General features: G+C 45.5%; 14 protein-coding genes and 1 pseudogene. 4 read left to right on the top strand and 11 right to left on the bottom strand.

What is annotated here, in order from left to right:
- Window positions 1-7: 7 nt before the first annotated feature.
- On the top strand, window positions 8-838 hold the full coding sequence (locus tag SMSP2_RS11195; protein ID WP_146684099.1) for an outer membrane lipoprotein-sorting protein: 831 nt from the start codon (window positions 8-10) through the stop codon (window positions 836-838).
- Between the two features lie 30 nt (window positions 839-868).
- Window positions 869-2,149, top strand: a complete 1,281-nt coding sequence (locus SMSP2_RS11200; RefSeq protein ID WP_146684101.1) for a hypothetical protein — start codon at window positions 869-871, stop codon at window positions 2,147-2,149.
- A gap of 131 nt (window positions 2,150-2,280) precedes the next feature.
- On the opposite strand, the gene SMSP2_RS11205 is transcribed toward SMSP2_RS11200, so the two are convergent.
- From SMSP2_RS11205 to SMSP2_RS11250, 10 genes and pseudogenes are all read right to left on the bottom strand, one after another.
- Complete coding sequence (locus tag SMSP2_RS11205; RefSeq protein ID WP_146684102.1) at window positions 2,281-3,987, bottom strand: DUF262 domain-containing protein; 1,707 nt, start codon at window positions 3,985-3,987, stop codon at window positions 2,281-2,283.
- A gap of 87 nt (window positions 3,988-4,074) precedes the next feature.
- Window positions 4,075-5,364 (bottom strand): phenylacetate--CoA ligase family protein, encoded by a 1,290-nt coding sequence (locus SMSP2_RS11210; RefSeq protein ID WP_146684104.1) that lies wholly within the window; start codon window positions 5,362-5,364, stop codon window positions 4,075-4,077.
- A gap of 69 nt (window positions 5,365-5,433) precedes the next feature.
- Complete coding sequence (locus tag SMSP2_RS11215) at window positions 5,434-5,781, bottom strand: helix-turn-helix domain-containing protein (RefSeq protein ID WP_146684107.1); 348 nt, start codon at window positions 5,779-5,781, stop codon at window positions 5,434-5,436.
- Window positions 5,765-6,019 (bottom strand): type II toxin-antitoxin system RelE family toxin, encoded by a 255-nt coding sequence (locus tag SMSP2_RS11220; protein WP_146684108.1) that lies wholly within the window; start codon window positions 6,017-6,019, stop codon window positions 5,765-5,767. The genes SMSP2_RS11215 and SMSP2_RS11220 overlap by 17 nt, the downstream gene beginning before the upstream one ends.
- A gap of 123 nt (window positions 6,020-6,142) precedes the next feature.
- Window positions 6,143-6,229: pseudogene (locus tag SMSP2_RS15300) on the bottom strand (transposase); the annotation flags it as partial.
- Between the two features lie 171 nt (window positions 6,230-6,400).
- Entirely contained in the window at window positions 6,401-9,190 is a 2,790-nt protein-coding gene (locus SMSP2_RS11230) for an N-6 DNA methylase (protein ID WP_146684109.1), read from the bottom strand.
- On the bottom strand, window positions 9,165-10,052 hold the full coding sequence (locus SMSP2_RS11235) for a DNA-methyltransferase (RefSeq protein ID WP_146684110.1): 888 nt from the start codon (window positions 10,050-10,052) through the stop codon (window positions 9,165-9,167). Before SMSP2_RS11235 ends, SMSP2_RS11230 begins: the two co-directional genes overlap by 26 nt.
- Before the next feature lie 172 nt (window positions 10,053-10,224).
- Complete coding sequence (locus SMSP2_RS11240; protein WP_146684111.1) at window positions 10,225-10,809, bottom strand: indolepyruvate oxidoreductase subunit beta; 585 nt, start codon at window positions 10,807-10,809, stop codon at window positions 10,225-10,227.
- A 1-nt stretch (window position 10,810) separates the two neighbouring features.
- The gene (gene iorA, locus SMSP2_RS11245; RefSeq protein WP_146684112.1) at window positions 10,811-12,556 is read right to left on the bottom strand and encodes an indolepyruvate ferredoxin oxidoreductase subunit alpha; all 1,746 of its coding nucleotides are present in this window, start codon (window positions 12,554-12,556) and stop codon (window positions 10,811-10,813) included.
- Window positions 12,557-12,830: 274 nt separating this feature from the next.
- Window positions 12,831-13,670 carry a carbon-nitrogen hydrolase family protein gene (locus SMSP2_RS11250; RefSeq protein ID WP_146684113.1) on the bottom strand — a complete coding sequence of 280 codons (840 nt, stop codon included), beginning with the start codon at window positions 13,668-13,670 and terminating at the stop codon, window positions 12,831-12,833.
- Between the two features lie 293 nt (window positions 13,671-13,963).
- Between SMSP2_RS11250 and SMSP2_RS11255 the strand changes: the two genes are divergently transcribed.
- A complete protein-coding gene (locus SMSP2_RS11255; protein WP_146684114.1) occupies window positions 13,964-15,376 on the top strand; it encodes a trypsin-like peptidase domain-containing protein in 1,413 nt (470 codons plus the stop codon).
- A gap of 493 nt (window positions 15,377-15,869) precedes the next feature.
- Window positions 15,870-16,820, top strand: coding sequence for a PEP-CTERM sorting domain-containing protein (locus tag SMSP2_RS11260; RefSeq protein WP_146684115.1), 951 nt, complete (start codon window positions 15,870-15,872; stop codon window positions 16,818-16,820).
- Window positions 16,821-16,868: 48 nt separating this feature from the next.
- Here SMSP2_RS11260 and SMSP2_RS11265 read toward each other — a convergent pair whose 3' ends face one another.
- Window positions 16,869-18,110 (bottom strand): MFS transporter, encoded by a 1,242-nt coding sequence (locus SMSP2_RS11265; RefSeq protein ID WP_146684116.1) that lies wholly within the window; start codon window positions 18,108-18,110, stop codon window positions 16,869-16,871.
- Between the last annotated feature and the right edge of the window lie 226 nt (window positions 18,111-18,336).

Below are 18,336 nucleotides of genomic sequence, written 5' to 3' on the forward strand. Positions count from 1 at the left end.
GATTACAATGAAAAATAAACTTACCTTACTGACACTTTTATTTGCCGCCTTTGCGGTTTTTAGTATTGCCGAGGCAAATGATGAGCTTACAGTTGAACAGATTGTTGAAAAAGCCAACCACGCGGCTTACTACCTCGGCGATGACGGCAAGAGCACGGTAGAGATGACTATCACCGACAAGCAGGGACGCGAGAGAAACCGCCGCTTCAACATTCTCCGCATGAACGCAGGAGGAGGCGACGGCGACCAGAAGTATTTCGTATATTTCCAGGCCCCCTCCGACGTCCGCAAGATGGTGTATCTCGTGCATAAAAATGCAGAGCTTGACCAGGACGACGACCGCTGGATGTACCTGCCAAGCCTCGATCTGGTTAAGCGCATCGCGGCAAGCGATAAACGTACCAGCTTTGTGGGCTCGGATTATCTCTACGAAGACGTATCGGGCAGAAGCCTCGAGGCGGACAAACATGAGCTTACCAAAACAACCGAGGATGGCTATGTAGTGAAAAACACTCCGAAAAAGCCCGACATGGTGGAGTTCAGCTACTACAACACCATAATCGACAAGAAAACTTTTCTGCCGGTCAAGATGGAGTTTTATGATAAGTCCGGCGAGCTTTACCGTACAATAGAAGCTCTCAAGGTTGAAATGATAAAATCCAAAAAAGACGACAAAGAGGTTGAATACCCGACATCCACAGAATCACTCGTAAAAGATCTCAAAAGCGGAAGCACTACGAGAATGAAGTTCTCAAACGTTGAGTACAATATCGGCCTCAAGGAGAGCATCTTCACCGAACGCTACCTCCGCCGCCCGCCGAGAGAAGCAATGCGATAATAATTCGGACTTACTTACAGGGAGACATATATGAATTTCAAGAAGTTGATTATTCTGGCAGGCTTTGTTCTTTCTGCCGCGGTTTTTGCTGCTGATAACACTGACCCCTTCGAGCTGCCCGAGTTCTTCGGCAAGCCACAGGTTCACGGCTTCATTGAAGGCCGCGGCGGCTACCGCACACAGAACGATTTGTACGAAAAGGATATATCCGTCATGGATACCCGGCTTCAGCTGGATATCTTTACATACAACGACTGGGGCGACTTTAAATATAAAGGCGATTTCTGGGGCGACGGCGTTACCGAACAGGGCAAATACCAGACACGCGAGCTGTGGTTCTTTACCCGCCCGCTGGACTTTCTTGATGTCAAGCTCGGCCGGCAGGTTCTCACCTGGGGTACCGGCGATTTGCTCTTTTTGAACGATTTATTCCCAAAAGACTGGCAGTCATTCATGATCGGCCGCGACACAGAGTACCTCAAGGCCCCCTCGGACGCGGCAAAATTCAGCTTCTTTAGCGATATCGCCAATCTTGACCTGGTATATACGCCGAAATTCGATTCGGACAACTACATAACCGGCGACTATATATCTTACTGGAACGGCGGACTGGGCCGCACTGCCGGCAGAGATGCCATCGTCCGCGCAGATGAGCGGGAAAGCTGGTTTACCGATGACGAAATCGCCGCACGCCTTTACCGCAATATCAACAACTACGAGCTGGCTCTGTACGGCTACTGGGGATACTGGAAAAGCCCCGGCGGCCAGACTCCCGCCGGCAGGGCGTATTTCCCAAGGCTGGATGTGTACGGTGCCAGCGTTCGCGGGCAGCTCGGAGAGGGTATCGCAAACGCGGAGATTGCCTACTACCGCTCAGCCGATGACACAGGCGGCAATGATCCGCTCGTGAATAACTCCGAGATGCGGTATCTCCTCGGTTATTCACAGGAGATAGCCCGCGACTTCAACGCAGGAGTGCAGTATTACATAGAGCAGCTGCTCGAATACGACGACTACCGGAGGTATCTTCCGCCCGCCGCGGCAGCGACAAAACGGGATGAGTTCCGCCAGGTGGTTACGCTGCGGCTTACTAAGCTGCTGATGAACCAGAATCTTACGCTATCAATGTTTACCTTTTACTCGCCAACCGATGAAGATGCCTATCTGCGGCCAAACATTCATTACAAATTCACAGATAACCTCGCCGCCGAAATCGGTGCCAATGTGTTTTTTGGAAACTCACAGCATACTTTCTTCGGCCAGTTTGAGGATAACACCAGCATTTATACCGCCATTAGATACAGCTTCTAAGGCCGCCGCGGAAAAGACAAACAGATTCCCGATATGTTTATGCTTTTATCTCATCGGAGCTGAACACGCGTTTTGCCTTACCCGCCTGCCTGGGCAGACCGCCTAAAATCCGACGAGAAAAAAAGGAATATTTAAAAACTTATTCTCCAAATAGAGGTTGCCTGACGTGCCATCCATTTTTGTCTTGCTTCAATCTTTTCCGGGTTCCACTCCGAATATTCTTCTGCTATCTTTTTTGTAATTCCGAACTGGCTGGAACGATAGTTTGTTATTTTTTCATCAAAACTGCAATTCCCAATATCTCTGTTTGGTCCGGTTTCCATTAGAGCCATGTTTCCTAAACGGTACACATATCTGGAATGTTGGTTTTCGTCAAGACTTGCCCAGGATTCATCAGGGTTTTCGGGCAGAATATGCTCTATATTGTATTTATCACTTTCTCTGTCAAATTTCTGGCTGGTTAAATGTTTTTCGAGTTCGAACAGAATATATCTGACAACTTGCTTATTTCGTGAATTTGTTGTTTTGAACTCTTTTTCCATAAAAGAAGATTTGAATCTTGAATCTTCAGGATAATTCTCTTTAAGCCGGCTCAACACTTCGCTTGCCGTTTGGATTTTTCCTGATGTCAGCTCAACTGCAATTGAATTATAATTTCTTTCCTGTTCATTTGACTGGAAGTTGCATATCACATTGTATCTGAATGATATAATCGTGACAGCTCTTAGTATCTTAGTAAATGAATCGGAGTCACTCTGAGAAAATTTAACGTGAGCTGCAAGTAAAACAGCAAAGGGCTGTTTCACATAGAACATTTTTAACAGCTTGAGGCATTCCTGCTCCTTGCTTGACCACATGTTATCGTGCGGGTCACGTATAGCAGCGTAGATATTAGCGTATCTATCCAGATCTCTTATAATCTCAAATGCGGATGCTTTGGTTTGAATCTCTTTTCGGATTGTTTTGAAAAGATCAGTTTTACGCACGAGTTTTCTGCGGCTGTTCCAAAAAACACGTAGAAATTCGGGAAAACTCTCACTTCCCAATGTACCCACAATTCTTTCCCAGCGTTCTTCAAGATTTTTTAACTCTTTTTCATGAGAGCCCTCATTGTTAACGACTGAGAAAAGATAGTTCTTTAATAGATCAGTAGAAGAAAGCCTCACTCCTCTGGCATTCAAAGTTTCAAACACTTTAAATGCGTTAAGTTCGTCGCTTACTGTAATAACTGTGAAAAACAATTTATCAACTATAGAATCAATAAATTTCGCTAATTCCTGCCCGTTTTCAGAAGCAAAGCCTTTTATTTTGTCTTTGAACCAGGTAAATGATTTTCTAAGTTGATGTTCTGAGGATCTAAGGCCTCGTTGAGGAAGCGGCTCCAGAGGGACTAAGTAATTCTGGTAAAATTGATCATTGTGCCTGTTGAGCTTAAGTTTTGTACGTGGAATTAGAGTCACAGGGTCAAGATAACCAATATAGTTACTGCGTAATTGCTCTAATCGTCTTTTGTTGTTATCCGGATCTTGATTTTGCTCGGCCAAATCGTTCAATATCGATAGTGAAGCCAGAACTATTATACTCAATGTTGTTATACGCTGTTGACCATCGATTATATCAAAATCTTTACTGTCATCTGATTGAAGCACAAGATAACCCATATAATGACTTGGTTCAGGGTCTGCGTCAAACAGGCTGACAATATCCTGCCATAGATCATCCCATTCTTCGGCGGTCCATGAATAATCTCGCTGAAAAGAAGGAACCTTATATGTTAAACCATTGCCTAATAGCTGGCGGAATGTTTGATTAGCTGTGTTAAAATTGGTGTTAGCCATTTTATAAGCTCCCTCGCGTTTATACTTACATTATATCAGTCTGAAAACGATAATATAATAAAAGTTTGATTAACGCAAAAAGAATCTTTATTGAACAGTTCTACAGTCTTCTTTACGAAACACGCGTTTTGCCTTACCCGCCTGCCTGGGCAGGCCGCCTAAGGGGAACACATCACCTTTTGGGCTGAAACCGAGTGCCTCTTTGAGTGCTTTCTCGACCATGAAGCCGGTAACGCCTTCCTCGACCTCGACATTTACGCGGACATCTTTCACGCCGTTGTGCTCCTCGAGGATTATCTGGTAATTCGCGCCGGCACCGGGGATTTTCATCAGTGCCTGTTCGACCTGTTTGGGCCAGAAGTTCACGCCCTTTACGATCAGCATATCATCTGTGCGGCCGGTAACCGATTCAATCTTTGTGTGCGCCCTGCCGCAGGCGCATTTCCCGCGGCTTAAAACCCTGGTCAAATCGCCCGTCCGAAGGCGTATGACAGGCAATGCCTCACGGGTCAGAGCGGTTACCACCAGCTCGCCGAACTCGCCGTCAGGCAGAAGCTCACCGGTGTCGGGGTTTATAACCTCTATTATATAGTGATCCTCCCAGACGTGTATGCCGCTGTGGTCAATGCAGTCCTGGCCGAGCGTGCCGACGCCGCCGGTCTCGGTCATTCCGTAAATATCGTATATTTCAGCGTTTAACCCGCCTTTTATCTTGGCTTTGAGCGAGTCGGAGAATATCTCAGCCCCGAATATCGCTACCTCTAAGTCCGGCAGATCCCGGCCCGTCTCGGCAAGCACCTCCATAATTCGTATTCCATAGCTGACAACGCCGGTGAATATGCGGGTTTTGAAGTCCCTGGCGAGCTTTATCTGCCTTTCGGTGTTGCCGGCACCTGTGGGGATGATAAACAGGCCGGCGGCGCGTGCCCCGTGATACATACCGAAGCCGCCGTTGAACAGACCGAAAGAGGGCGTAATCTGGATCGGGTCACCCTTTTCCGCGCCGGCCATACAGTAACAGCGTGCCATACACTCGGCCCACTGACGCAGATCATTCTCCGTGTAGGGCATGACAACCGGCGTACCCGTAGAGCCGCTGGACATATGCATCTCGATCATGGACTTCTGCTCAACACAGCTCAGCCCCAACGGGTAGTTATCCCGCAGAGTAGCCTTGTCCATCAGCGGAAACGAGCTCAAATCCTCGAGCCCTTCCAGATCTTCCGGAACTATGCCGGCATCATTAAACCGCTTGCGCTGAACTGGATTATTCTCATAAACATAAGCCAGCATGCGTTTTAGCTTAGTAAGTTGAATATTTTTAATCTCATCCTGGCTCAAGGTCTCGAGCCGAACATCAAAAAAGCTGTTTTCCATGTATATCTCCAATTAGTAACAGGTCAGACGTTGTCGAAACTGTTTGTTCTATACAAGCACTAATAAAGACTAATTCTCTTCTAAGTCTAACTGTTCAAGCTGTAAATTCATTGCTTTGGCAAGTTTGACCAGTGTATTGCGGTGAGGATTCTGGCCGGCTCTCTCGATCTGTGCCAGGGCAGATTGAGAAATACCTGCTTTGGCTGCCACGTTTTTCTGAGTGAGGCCAAGGTATTTTCTCCAGGCCTTGATGATAGACATATCATCCACAACCATCATCTCGACTACCTCATGAGGAACCGTCTGTCCGTTATCGTAACCGGTAAGTGCAATATAATCATCATAAGGAAGAACAGCGTATTCCGGTTTGCCGTTCCTCTCGATAATCTGAACATTTTTTTTAATAAGTACGCTCATCTCTTTTGCCTACTTTCTCGATTGTAACGATCTTAATTTCCTGCTGCCACGAAAAGATAACTCGATAGCGGCCAACACGCAGACGATACTGGCCTTGGCAGCCGGTTAAGGACTTGACATTAACGCAATCAGGCATACCGGCTAATCCGCCAACCTTTTCAACAATAGTAACCTGTTGTTTTCGCGGCAGTTTCCGAAGCTGCTTGAGTGCTTTTAATGTCCAGTTTACCTTATTCATGTCTTATTTTATTACTTATATAATAATTTAATTATAAGATATTTCAAGAAAAAACTTATAATTTTGAAAATTCGGGAATAATTATTCCTTGTATAGCCGGTCATTTTGCCAGTTTTCGGTGTTTGTGACAAAATACGCTCCATACCGGCTATAATCATACCCCTTTAACCGTATAGAACGTCTATGATGTCTATCTGGTTCATAATTCATTTCATCTCAGGCATTTGTCCATAATTTTCTACACCGGTAAACTGTCAGAATATAATGTTTCCGGGTCCAGATACTTTGAAACATCGAAAATCCGCTTTTCCCCGCCTTCAAAGGTGAGGCAGAGATGATGGTTTTCCAATGGTTTTACGTTGAGTACGCCTTTATACATAATTATCTACCAACAGATTTACGGATATTATATAGTTTTGTTAAACCATCATAGGCTGCCAATCGGTCGGTCTCAGATAAGCCTATAGCTTCAGTTACTACCGTATCAAATTCAACTCTAATAGGATCCCTTAATTCTTCCAGAATAGGCTTTACTTCACGCAACTTCAGCTTTGCAAAAGAAATTTTAATACTATCTTCTGCGTCTTTTGATATTAGTTCTATTTTGGGAACATGCAAACCAGCCCTAATATTTCTAGTATTAATATCAAGGACACCTAAACCCCGTCCAAAACCTATCGCTTCAATTAAGCCAATAACATATATACTATTAAGCAAAGCATGCAATAAAGACTCGTTAACGCTTTCATTTGTTACTGTCAAGGAAATTAGCCGCTGATCAACAAAAGCTGGCTCGTTTGGCTTGGGGACAAACAAACGGCTATCAGGACTCATCGAAATAATAAAGTCAGCCAATTTAGATGTATCTATTTCATACCACGAAAGATTTGGATTTTCTATGAGTAATTTTTCAGGAATCGTTATTCTTTTCCCTTTTACAATAGTAGTCTGATCCTTAAAGCGATTAATCCATCTAATTGCACCTTGTTTATTCACATCGGCCAACTCATCTTCTGTCATTGAGCAACAAAAAACTTGTTGGCTTGAGGAAACAACTAACTTTTTACACGTTCGGATATCCTTTATGAATGGTTTTAGAAATTCAGTTTCAATATTATAACATTCATTTTCTCGAGGATAAAACAGTTTGTTCCAGCCCGTACGATTACCTCTTGATATTTTACAATAAAAGCTGAGTTTTTCAAACTTGTCTATATTAGGTAAAAACCACTTGAAATTCTCTTCCGAAAAGCAAAAGTTCCAACCAATATTACAACAGCGAAGCTGATCAACTTCCGTAACGGACGGTTTATTAACACTCAAATAGTCAGAAGGCTGATCAATCAGAATTTCTGAAACCAATAATTTTAAATCATCTAACTCGCAATCTTCAATAGAACATAAAGTCGTTACAAACGAAGTTTCACAACATTCATCCTCCATATTCTTTTTCTGACATATAAGTAGGTTTGCGACGACATCAGCGTTGTCGAACCATTTGCCGCTTCCTGAGGTTACTACATATTTAACAGTGTAGAATTTTCGTAATAAATCACGAAATTTCTGCCCCCACCCCGTAGCAGGAAGCCAAGAATTTGATACAACTACCCCTAAATACCCGCCATCATCTAATAAATCATAAACCTTAAAAGGAATATATGCTAACAGGTCACTCCTTCCATCAAGTTGCTCTGCTGTCGGTATGTTATATTTGTCATAAAATTCTTTTATTTTTATTTTTGCAGACAGGTTCAGTTTCTTTATATCCTCAAATCTAACAAAAGGTAAGTTTGAAATAATAGCTGAAAATTTAGGTAAATGACGTTTTATGTTATTTCCTGTTGACGGATCAATAAAGTCAATTTCTTTACCAGAATGTAAATCAAAAACATCGTGAGTAAAAATTTGTAAAATTTCGTTCATTGCTTCCGGAGCCAACATAGCTAACGTTGAGATCTGAACCGGAAAAGCAAATTTATCAGCCCCCCATGTCTGTTTAAATGCTTCTCTACCAGTAATATGATAATCTGATTTTGTTGACAATATCGCATTTAAAATAGTACCGGTTCCACAAAAAGGGTCAATGACCACAGCAGATTTATCTGATAACGTGAGACGTACCAAAAAATGCGCGAGTGGTTCCGGTGTAACATATAGCCCAGCCCCTTTTTTTATTGAAGATAATACAGCACAATGAAGAATACTATGAAGAACTTTTTTGTCTATCTTAGCAAACTCAAATTCTCTTAAAAAATGATTAAATCCAACAAGAGTGCTCCAAACTTCATCAGGAACCAGGGTATCAAAATCAGTTTTTTGGAAAATATTTGAATAGTTGCTCTTGTTTGATATTTCAGAGAAAACCTTTAAAGCATCATGGACTGTTGTTTCATGCTGTATTCTTTCTACATCTTTCACTGCTGACGTATATGCTTTTAATATGTTTGAAAAAACAAATCGGTTAAACCACCGTAGCAAAACATGGTAAGCCAGTGGGCTTGCCGGTGAATCTTCACCAGGATACTGATGCTTCACTTGCCTCCACCACACATCAACTTTAGCATCAATGGCACTATCTCGTTGTATCTCATTTTCTATAAACAATTTCACTTCGGCATGACACGAAAGCAATTGATTGATTATGCCGTCATTAGAAAACATGACACCCGGAGCAACGCCCGATATACGCCCTCCTTCAAAGAGACGGTCTATTTTTGCTAAAATATCATATGCAGCATTCTTCCACAAGTCTGGCTTATTACTAACATCGTTTCTTGTGCTGATAGCCCCATTATGATAGAGAGGCTCAGGGTAGAGCTCGTATTCGTTACTTACTTCATTTAAGATGTACAGATTTGCCGTCTTAACATTCCATACAACATAGCTGTTCAATTGTAACGCAATAGCTTTTTTCTTTGCATTACCTATTAGCTCAGTATCATCGATAGGAGTATCGGGCATCTTCAGCTCCCATCCCTGAAGAACATGTCCATGTGACTTGCTGGAATACAATAAAACATCCGGGAAAAGCAGATTTTTCCCCGTTTTAAGTGTGTTTTCACCAGATGCCCGCTTTATTGATAAGTTAACTTTTGGCAAAAGGCTATTAATATGTGAAATAAGATCAATCGCCCAAGAACGTTCATTATATCGAAGCTTTGCGGTTGACATCGGTAATCAGCTCCTTTATATATCCTGTACGTGCAATTTTTGTTGAAAACATCATTTCTGGAGCAGAGAAGTAGGCTCTTCTTAAACGCTCTTTTGCAACTTGTATAAGATTTATGTATTCATCCTTAAAAAGCCTTGAATCCTGATTTTTTTCTATGCCGATAAAATTCCTGTTTTCCAATAGTGCAGAAACAAGAAAACTTCCCGCCCCAAAGGTGTTATCTAAAACAACATCCCCTTCATTCGTAAAAGTCCGAATAAGTTCACGTCCTAGACCAACTGGTTTTTGGGTGGGGTGCCAAACCTTTACCTCTTCTTCGCTTTCTGGTGTCTTATGATAGATTATATCAGTTGGATATCTCAATCCGTTTTTGCTCTCTACTAAAGAAGGTTGAAATCTCCCATAGCTGCCAGTAAATTGGTTTTTCCTAACCCCCTTTGAATACGGTATTCCCGGTCTCATCTGAGGATTGTAAACTGGCTGCTTACGATAAAAAACACAAATATCTTCATGCTTTCTTAGAGGTTGTTTTTTTGCGTTTAAAAAGTTTGTAGGTTTTGATTTTTCCCATACAAATTTATATTTGAAAAATTTTTCATTACTTATTATAAGTTTAGCTGTGAAAACTCCTTGAGAGGTTAGTATTATTGCACCGTCAGGTTTAACAATTCTATGATATTGCTCCCATAGTTTATTTAACGGGATAACTGAGTCCCATTTATTCTGGGTAGTTCCATAAGGTAAGTCACATAGCACCATATCAACAGAGTTGTCTGGCAAATACGTCATTATATCCAAGCAATCGCCTTCAAATAAATTGTTCAAATACTGAGATCGCTCCAGTAACTTTGGCTTATTCATTGTATAACTCCATAATGAATGTGATTACTTAGAAATTAGATACACGCATTTTCATAACCAAATAAAAACCTAATAATATTATAAATAGATAAAAGTTAAAATTCAATAAAATTTTCTGAAAAAACGGGATTTCCAGTTCTGGCTGAAAATCCCGTTTGGAGTATTGTTTTGTTTATTTGTAGTCTCGTCCGGCCTGGAATGCCTTGAGGTTAAGCGCCAGGAATTTTGGCTTTACGGAGATTTCTATCGCCTCTTTCCAGGCTGCGTCTGGCAGGTCTAGCGCCTTTGAGACGGCCCCGAGTGTTACGACGTTTGCGCATTTTACGTTTCCAAGCTCCACTGCGATTTTGCCCGCGTCGAAGTACACCAGATTGGGGAACTTTGCTTTGAGCCGCTCCTGGGCATCCTTTGGATACGCGGCAACGCCCATCGAAACCGTAACCGGCACCATCATCTGGGAGTTAACCACTACCAGCCCGTCAGGGGCGAGGTACTGGGCATACCGCAGTGCCTCGATATTTTCCAGGGCTCCCACGACCGCGGCGGTTCCTTCCTGCACGATAGGACTGTAAACCTCTTTGCCGTAGCGTATCTGGGCGATAACCGAGCCGCCCCGCTGTGCCATGCCGTGCACTTCGTTTGTCTTTACGTCATATCCGGCGATGCGGGCAGCCTGGGCAACGATCTCGCTTGCCAGCAGGATTCCCTGTCCGCCTACGCCGCACAGAACTACACTTGTTGTCTTATTTTCGCTCATATCAGCTGTCCTCCTTTGAGACTATCGCGTTGAATTTACAGACCTGGCCGCACATATTGCAGCCGACACACAGCAGCGGGTTTACCTTTGGCTTGCCGCTGCCGCCCTCGATAGCGGGACAGCCGAGCTTGAGGCACATGCCGCACTCTTTGCAGTTCTCCTCGATAACCTCGTGGATACCGCCGATAGCGAGTTTTTCCTTGAGCACGCACGGGCCCTTGGAGATGATCAGCGAGGGCTCATCCGCCGCGATCTCTTCTTTGACGATCTTCATAGCCTCGGGCAGGTCATACGGGTTCAGCTCGCGTATCCTCTTGATTCCGCAGGCCTTGCCGAACTCGGCGATAGATGCCTCGGTTGTCGGCTCACCCATCAGCGTCTTGCCGGTTCCGGGGTGGTCCTGATGGCCGGTCATTGCGGTAGTGCGGTTGTCAGCTACGATTAGAGTAGAGTTGCCCTTGTTGTAACCAATGTTCAGTAAACCGGTTATACCGGAATGGAAGAAAGTGGAATCGCCCACAATACCCACGACCGGCTTGGGGTTTTTTGCCTTGTCGATGCCGTGAGCCATTGAGATGCCCCCGCCCATACAAAGGATAATATCCAGTGCGTTGAGCGGTTTGAAGGTGCCCAGGCTGTAACAGCCGATATCGCCTGTAACGACGGCCTTTTCGCGTGCCAAAGCGTAGAAAACGCCGCGGTGCGGACAGCCGGCACACAATACCGGAGGCCTGCCGGGCAGGTCAGTATCCGGCTCAAATTTATTTTGAGCAGGCTTTCCCTCTTCGTATGCCGCACGCACAGCCGCAAGCCGTGTCGGCGAGAGCTCGCCGATGCCCGGCACAAAATCGCGGCCGAGGCAGTCAATGCCCATGGCAAGTATATGCTGTTCGAGAAGATCATCTAACTCCTCTACAACGAGTATGTTATCCACCTTGGCGGCGAATTCTCTGATTAGCTCATCTGGGAACGGATACGAGAATGTCAGCTTAAGCACGGATGCTTCGGGCCAGACCTCACGGACGTACTGGTAGGTGATACCCGCGGCGATGATGCCCAGTTTTGTATCACGCATTTCGATTCGGTTCCATTCGCTGGCAGAGGCCGCCTGGCGAAGTTTCTGGAGCCGCTCTTCGACCTTGACACGCATCGGGCGGGCCCACAGCGGAACCGGCACCCATCGCGGCGGGTCTTTTTCAAAGCCGACCTCATTGGGCTCTCTGCGATCGCGGCATTCCACGAGGCTCCTCGAATGGCTCACACGGGTTGTGCTGCGGACGATTACGGGTGTCTCGTATTTCTCGGAAATATCCATCGCATAAACGATAACGTCTTTGGCTTCCTGGCTGCTGGACGGCTCGAAAATCGGTATCTTGGCGAATTTAGCGTAGTTACGTGTATCCTGCTCGTTCTGAGAGGAGTGCATTCCCGGGTCATCGGCAACGATAGCAACAAATCCCCCTTTTACGCCCAGATATGCCAGCGTCATCAGCGGGTCAGCGGCGACGTTGAGCCCAACGTGCTTCATGGTAACTATCGAGCGGGCGCCGGCCATCGCGGCAGCGGCACCGACCTCGAAAGCGACCTTTTCGTTCGGTGCCCATTCGCAGTAGATGTCCTGTTTGTAGTTTACGACCGCTTCGAGAATTTCAGTAGAGGGTGTTCCCGGATACGCCGAAGCAACGGTTACGCCGGCTTCCCATGCGCCGCGGGCAAACGCCTCATTTCCTGACAGTAGCTTTATCAATTTTATAAACTCCTGTTTTAATAGTATTTATCAGTATTTAGACGCAGACCGACAGCCCGCGTTTCACTGGAAAGAAACATTAAACCAAAAATCCGCCAATTTTCAAGACTTTCCTGAAAATCAATGTTTTTTCATACTTCACCCAGCGGAATTATATCGAATAACTGTATGGAGTTTTGTCGTTCACAGCCGCCGGCATGTTTTCAGGTGTTTCAGCGTTTTACAGCATTATCTCGTAACCGCTCCATTACTGTCGCGGCTCTGAGGCAGGATTTTAAATGTGATTTCTTGGCATCATGCTGCGGTTTGTCAGGATTCCGTCGATTGCCAGGTCACGATACGGGCCCGAGGCATCATAGAATTTCTGCGAGGTGTCGATGGTATTTATCATCATGCCGGGTTTATTAAACTCCAGCTGAGCGGCAATCACGCCGTCGGGCCGGATAAAACAGCTTGGATACGGGCTTATCGGGGCGGACGAATTGGTCATACTCACCCACATATAGTTTGTCGCTGCGCGGCACTGCATTGTCTGACGCATAATATCAGTATGAACGCTGGGTTTGAGCTGGCGGGCGTTGTAGAATGACTGTATCACCGCCTCTACTCCCATCCGGCACAGCCGCCGGTAGAGCTCGGGAAAACGCAGGTCATAGCATATCAGCAGCGCGAATTTCACCCCGTTGAGCTCAAAGGTAAAGAATTCATCGCCGGGTGTATAATACCTGATATCTGTGGGCGTGCAAAACCGTTTGTGGTAAACGCCGGCGGCATTACCGTCTCTGTCGAACATTACGAGACTGTTGAAGGGGTTTTCAAAGCCCTCCGCCCGCGTGGCAGTGCCGAAAACTGTATATATCCGGTTTTTGCGGGCGGCTTTGCTGATAGAGCGGGTCTCCATTTCCAGGCTCTTCCAGTCAAACTCATACCAGCCGCGAAAATCCGTGCCGGCGTAGCCGCTGAGGCAGCACTCGGAGAAATGAACAATATCCGCTCCGCCCTCCGCTGCCTGCCGGATGTATTCCTGCATTTTCTGTGAGTTCTGCCGGATATCGCCGGAGACGGCGAACTGGCACGCCGCTATCTTTACCTTGCCGTGTGTCAATACTTTCATAAGCCCTGTACCGGTGATTTTTGGTTATATTCTTTGGCGGGCTTAAAAACCCGCACTGCGTCTATCGGGTTATGATACCATATTTAAGACGTATATACAACACATGAAATATCGCTCAAGACAAAATCCTCCGCAGCCGGTAAAACACGCCTGCCGTTGCCTGAAAATACATGAAATCTCCGCAATGTTCCGAACAAACAGGGACTTAGTTGCGTAATTAGAGTACATGTTAGGTATTTGTGTAAACATAAAAATTTACAGGAAAAAAGGATAAGTTTATTTTAGAGGTATAAATGAGTAAGAAAAAAACTAATTTACTAATAACAGTTGTATTGTCACTCTTTTTATCGTTAACCGCTTTTTCATCTGCGCAGATTGAATCATTCCGCGATGTTGTAAAAAAATGCAACCCCGCGGTAGTTTATATAGAGGTTGCTGTGGAGGTAGAAGCTCCTCAGATAAACATCCCCTGGCTGCGCCCCAGCCCTGACCAGGCTCCCGAGAGCCAGATACAAAAGGGCAGCGGCTCGGGCGTTATTATAGACGCTGAAAACGGATATATTCTTACAGCAGCACACGTTGTAGCAAACGCCGAAGAAGCCGTTGTGCATTTGCCCGACGGCCGCGAATTTGAAATCATCGACATTATGACCGATGAGCAGACAGATATCGCGCTTGTGTCAATCGATGCAGACAACCTGCCGCAGGTGCCTCTGGGAGATTCCGACGCGATGGAAATCGGCGACTGGGTGCTGGCAATGGGCTCACCTCTGGGCAAGTCGCTGGAGAACTCGGTTTCTGTAGGTATCGTCAGCGGCAAAAGCCGTAAAACCGGTATCCTCGGCAGCCTGGGCATCGAAGATTTTATCCAGACAGACGCAGTTATCAACCGCGGCAACAGCGGCGGCCCGCTGGTCAACGTAAACGGTGAGGTGATAGGCATTAACTCCAATATTATCTCCAGCACCGGTATGAGTGCCGGCATTGGTTTCGCCGTTCCGAGTAACGTGGCTAAGAAGGTAATCTCAGACCTCCAGGAATACGGCGAGGTCATCCGCGGCTGGCTCGGTGTTACTGTGGCATCGCTCTCTGATGTTCCTGCCGATGAGCTTCCGGGCGATATACCAGAGGACATACTCAAAAGAGGCGCCGCCTATATACCCGAGGTTCTCGAAGACGGCCCCGCAGATAAAGGCGGAATGAAGAACAAAGACATCATCATTGCAATAGACGGCCGGGAAATAACAAGCAGCTCTGAAGTGATAGATTTGATCAGCTCAATGAAGCCCGACACTAAAGTCGAATGCACAATCATCAGAGACGGCAAGGAAATCAAACGCGAAGTTACTCTTGGTCTGCGTCCGGGCACCGGAAATGAAGGCGTTGCAGACGTTACAGATGAGCAGCGCGAATCAGCGGCTTACCAGGAGCTTGGAATCGCGGTTGAAGACATGGCCGGCGGTATCAAGGGTATTCTCAGACGAAGAGCAACCTCCGGAGTTCGCGTGGTATATGTAAAACCCGGGTCTCTGGCAGATGAATTCGCAATAGTAACCGGTGATATTATAATGGAATTCGGCGATACAAATATTAAGGGCAGCGAACAGTTCGATGAGCTTGTAGAAGACGCCGACCTGAACGAAGGTATAATGCTCACTGTCAGAAATAAAGACGGAAAACGTAAAGTCATTATCAAAAAATACTGAAACCATAAATGATTGCTAAACCTTAAAAACAATAACTCATCTTTTTCATAATCGTAACACCTCCAAATAATGTTAGGCCCGGTTCCCCAAAGCCGGGCCTTCATTATGCGCCTTGGCAAATTTTAACGCTGCATTAAATTTTACCTCGTCCGCAGATTTCAGCAGAAGACGATTATCAGCACCACTCAAGTCATTACAACAAAACGCCTTACCCCTCGTAGAGACGCATTGCATGCGTCTCTCTGCAACGAACATCTGGAAGTTTTACGAGTCACATGGTCAAAGCTCAAGAGAGGTATGCAATGCTATAAAGTAAAAAAATTACACGTTTTTTATTTTTCTATTGACAGAAACGTGTTTTCTTTGTAGAAGTTACCGTGTATTGAATGCGGGAAACATTTAATACACTACATAGGTCATAAGTTTGGCCAATGGGAAATTATATTAAAACAGGGAAATTTTGGGCTTCTGAACAAGCTCAGGGAGATGTCAAATGAAAACTGCACTTCGGATTTTGTTCGTATTAACTGTAATCTGTACTTTCAGCCAGTTATCCTTAGGACTATCAATCAACGAAACATGGTCAGGCCCCGCAGACCCAACAGGCTGGAGCATACATTCTTACCAGGGAACCGGCTTCACAACAACCGGCACAGCCCGCACAAATTATCTAAGCAACGGCTATTTTCAGCTTACTGAAAGTAGCGTAGGCTGGGAACGTACAACAGCTCTTTACACAGCCGACACATTCAGCACTTCCGAGAGTTTTAGTTTTCAGGCTGACTACCGTGTCCAGACTCAATCGGGCAGACGCGGCGCTGACGGGCTATCATTCTTTTGGGTTGACAAAAGCTATCTTGACAGTAACAGCATTGACCCTGCAAACCTGGAAGGCGGCTACGGCAAATGGCAGGGCGCACCTCATGGAGCAACTTCCGGTGATATCGGTTATTATGACGGTATCCGCGGCTACAGCTTTGAATTAGACCATGAGAAGGACAGCAAAGATGAACAGCTCGAATATACACACTTCATACGTATAACCGACTGGAGCCACTTAGCCACAAATACCCAGTTGGACCTCAAAAGCAATAATGATGACTTTTACGAAAACAACGGATGGCAGAGGGCATATTTCAGCTTTGACGGCGATACAGAGACTTTCTCTTACTACCTTGAAGATTTAGATGATAACGGCGATCCCAACGGCATTAAAACCGAAATAGTGACATTCACCATTGATTCGCTGGACTTCAGCGGCGAAGGCGACCCCTCCGGGGCATACGAGACCTTCAGCGAGGCTTATTTCGGTATCGCGGCGGGCACAGGCACTGATTACGCCGAGCACGACATACGCAACCTCACCTTTGTACCGGAACCGGCAACACTAATAGTATTAGGGCTTGGCGGCTTGTTTGCTGTCAACAGACGCAAACAAAACTAAAGAATGTATATTGCAAAACCGCATAAAAAACAAGTTATGCTGCGGAGATTAAACTTCGCAGCATATTTTTTTGGCTGATGATTTGTGAGCGGCACTCTCAAAATAATATTTCAACCGCGAATTGGCGAGCATTGAACAGGCAATTAAGCACGCCGATCCGGCGGTAATAAGCCGAAAACTTATCCCCGCATCTAAAAGTACACCGAATATCGCCGGGCTCAAAGCTGTCCCGAAGACTATAACCGTCACAGACATCGCCCTGATCCTGCCCAGGCTCTGCGTGCCGTAAACCTCGGCAAGGAGTGCCGTTGTGGTAGTGCTGCTCATTCCCATAGTAATACCTGTAAGAGCAAGGTACACCGGTGCGGCCAACGGGCTGTCAAACAATGCCAGAATCAGAAGGCCGGCAAGAAACGGGCTCAAGTAATAAGGAAATACTCTCAGAGCGGAATACTTGTCTATCAGCTTTCCGCTGACCAGCGAAAAAAGACTCCTGCCAAGGGCAAATCCTAAAAAAGAGGCCGTAAGCAATTCTACCGCCCAGCCTTTTTCATCTGCCAGTCTAAGCTGGTGAAAAAGAAACCCCGTAGTCATAAACGGCAGTATAAACATAGATGCAACAATTATAATAAACCGTTTATCCTTCCATAAACTGATTACAGAATCTACCTTGCTGCCCGGCCGGCTCTGCTGCTGATCGGGAATTCTATGACGTTTATCGCTGAGGGCAACAAAAACAAACGGAACCAGCGTCAGCCCCATAAGTATGCCGTTTAGAAACATTGAATACCGCCAGCCGATCAGAGCGATTGTACAGCCGATGACAAAAGGCAGACATGCTTCCCCTACTGAATAGCCCATAACGCTCAAGCTCAAAGCTGTGCCGCGTCGTTTGCTGAAAAATTTTGATATTGATGTGTTTGAAATGTGTGAAAGCAGTCCCTGGCCGCCAAAACGAAGACCCCAGAAACCCAAAAACACCCAAACCAGATGAGAGGAGGCAGAGACAACAAAACACGAAGCCATGAGCAGGATCACCGCTGAAAGCGTATAAGTGCGAAGATTGCAGCTGTCGATGAACCTTCCGCCGTAAACAAGACAAAACCCGCTAAAGACTGTGGCCGCTCCATAGAGAATGCCGAACTCGCCGTTGGTCAATCCGAACTCGCTCATTATTGAAGGCACATAAAGCGAGACCAGAAACGTCTGTCCGAAGCTCGAAAAGAACGTCAGGAAAAACCCGAAACTTATTAATTTTTTATTGCTGAGAAAAAAACGTAGATAATCCATAATTATTACTTTGGGGATAAACAACAACTTGATGTTTCATTAAGAAATATCTATTATACACATAAAATGCAGTTTATCAAGCACGAACAAAAAGATTGCAATGCTTAGCGTGTGTAAAATTCTCTTCGAAGAAGAATTCTGACAAAATTCCGTAGAGACGCATTGCATGCGTCTCTCTGCAACGGACATCTGGCAGTTTTGCGGATCATACGGCCAAAGCTCAAGA

This window comes from Limihaloglobus sulfuriphilus, from assembly GCF_001999965.1.
Taxonomy (GTDB): domain Bacteria; phylum Planctomycetota; class Phycisphaerae; order Sedimentisphaerales; family Sedimentisphaeraceae; genus Limihaloglobus; species Limihaloglobus sulfuriphilus.

Excerpts from the sequence above, each read along its gene's own strand:
- SMSP2_RS11235 (WP_146684110.1), bottom strand. The coding sequence starts at position 10,052 with ATGAATAAGCCAAAGTTACTGGAGCGATCTCAGTATTTGAACAATTTA.
- SMSP2_RS11265 (WP_146684116.1), bottom strand. The coding sequence starts at position 18,110 with ATGGATTATCTACGTTTTTTTCTCAGCAATAAAAAATTAATAAGTTTC.
- SMSP2_RS11230 (WP_146684109.1), bottom strand. The coding sequence starts at position 9,190 with ATGTCAACCGCAAAGCTTCGATATAATGAACGTTCTTGGGCGATTGAT.
- SMSP2_RS11200 (WP_146684101.1), top strand. The coding sequence starts at position 869 with ATGAATTTCAAGAAGTTGATTATTCTGGCAGGCTTTGTTCTTTCTGCC.
- SMSP2_RS11260 (WP_146684115.1), top strand. The coding sequence starts at position 15,870 with ATGAAAACTGCACTTCGGATTTTGTTCGTATTAACTGTAATCTGTACT.
- SMSP2_RS11205 (WP_146684102.1), bottom strand. The coding sequence starts at position 3,987 with ATGGCTAACACCAATTTTAACACAGCTAATCAAACATTCCGCCAGCTA.
- SMSP2_RS11250 (WP_146684113.1), bottom strand. The coding sequence starts at position 13,670 with ATGAAAGTATTGACACACGGCAAGGTAAAGATAGCGGCGTGCCAGTTC.
- SMSP2_RS11215 (WP_146684107.1), bottom strand. The coding sequence starts at position 5,781 with ATGAGCGTACTTATTAAAAAAAATGTTCAGATTATCGAGAGGAACGGC.
- SMSP2_RS11195 (WP_146684099.1), top strand. The coding sequence starts at position 8 with ATGAAAAATAAACTTACCTTACTGACACTTTTATTTGCCGCCTTTGCG.
- SMSP2_RS11220 (WP_146684108.1), bottom strand. The coding sequence starts at position 6,019 with ATGAATAAGGTAAACTGGACATTAAAAGCACTCAAGCAGCTTCGGAAA.
- SMSP2_RS11255 (WP_146684114.1), top strand. The coding sequence starts at position 13,964 with ATGAGTAAGAAAAAAACTAATTTACTAATAACAGTTGTATTGTCACTC.
- SMSP2_RS11210 (WP_146684104.1), bottom strand. The coding sequence starts at position 5,364 with ATGGAAAACAGCTTTTTTGATGTTCGGCTCGAGACCTTGAGCCAGGAT.
- SMSP2_RS11240 (WP_146684111.1), bottom strand. The coding sequence starts at position 10,809 with ATGAGCGAAAATAAGACAACAAGTGTAGTTCTGTGCGGCGTAGGCGGA.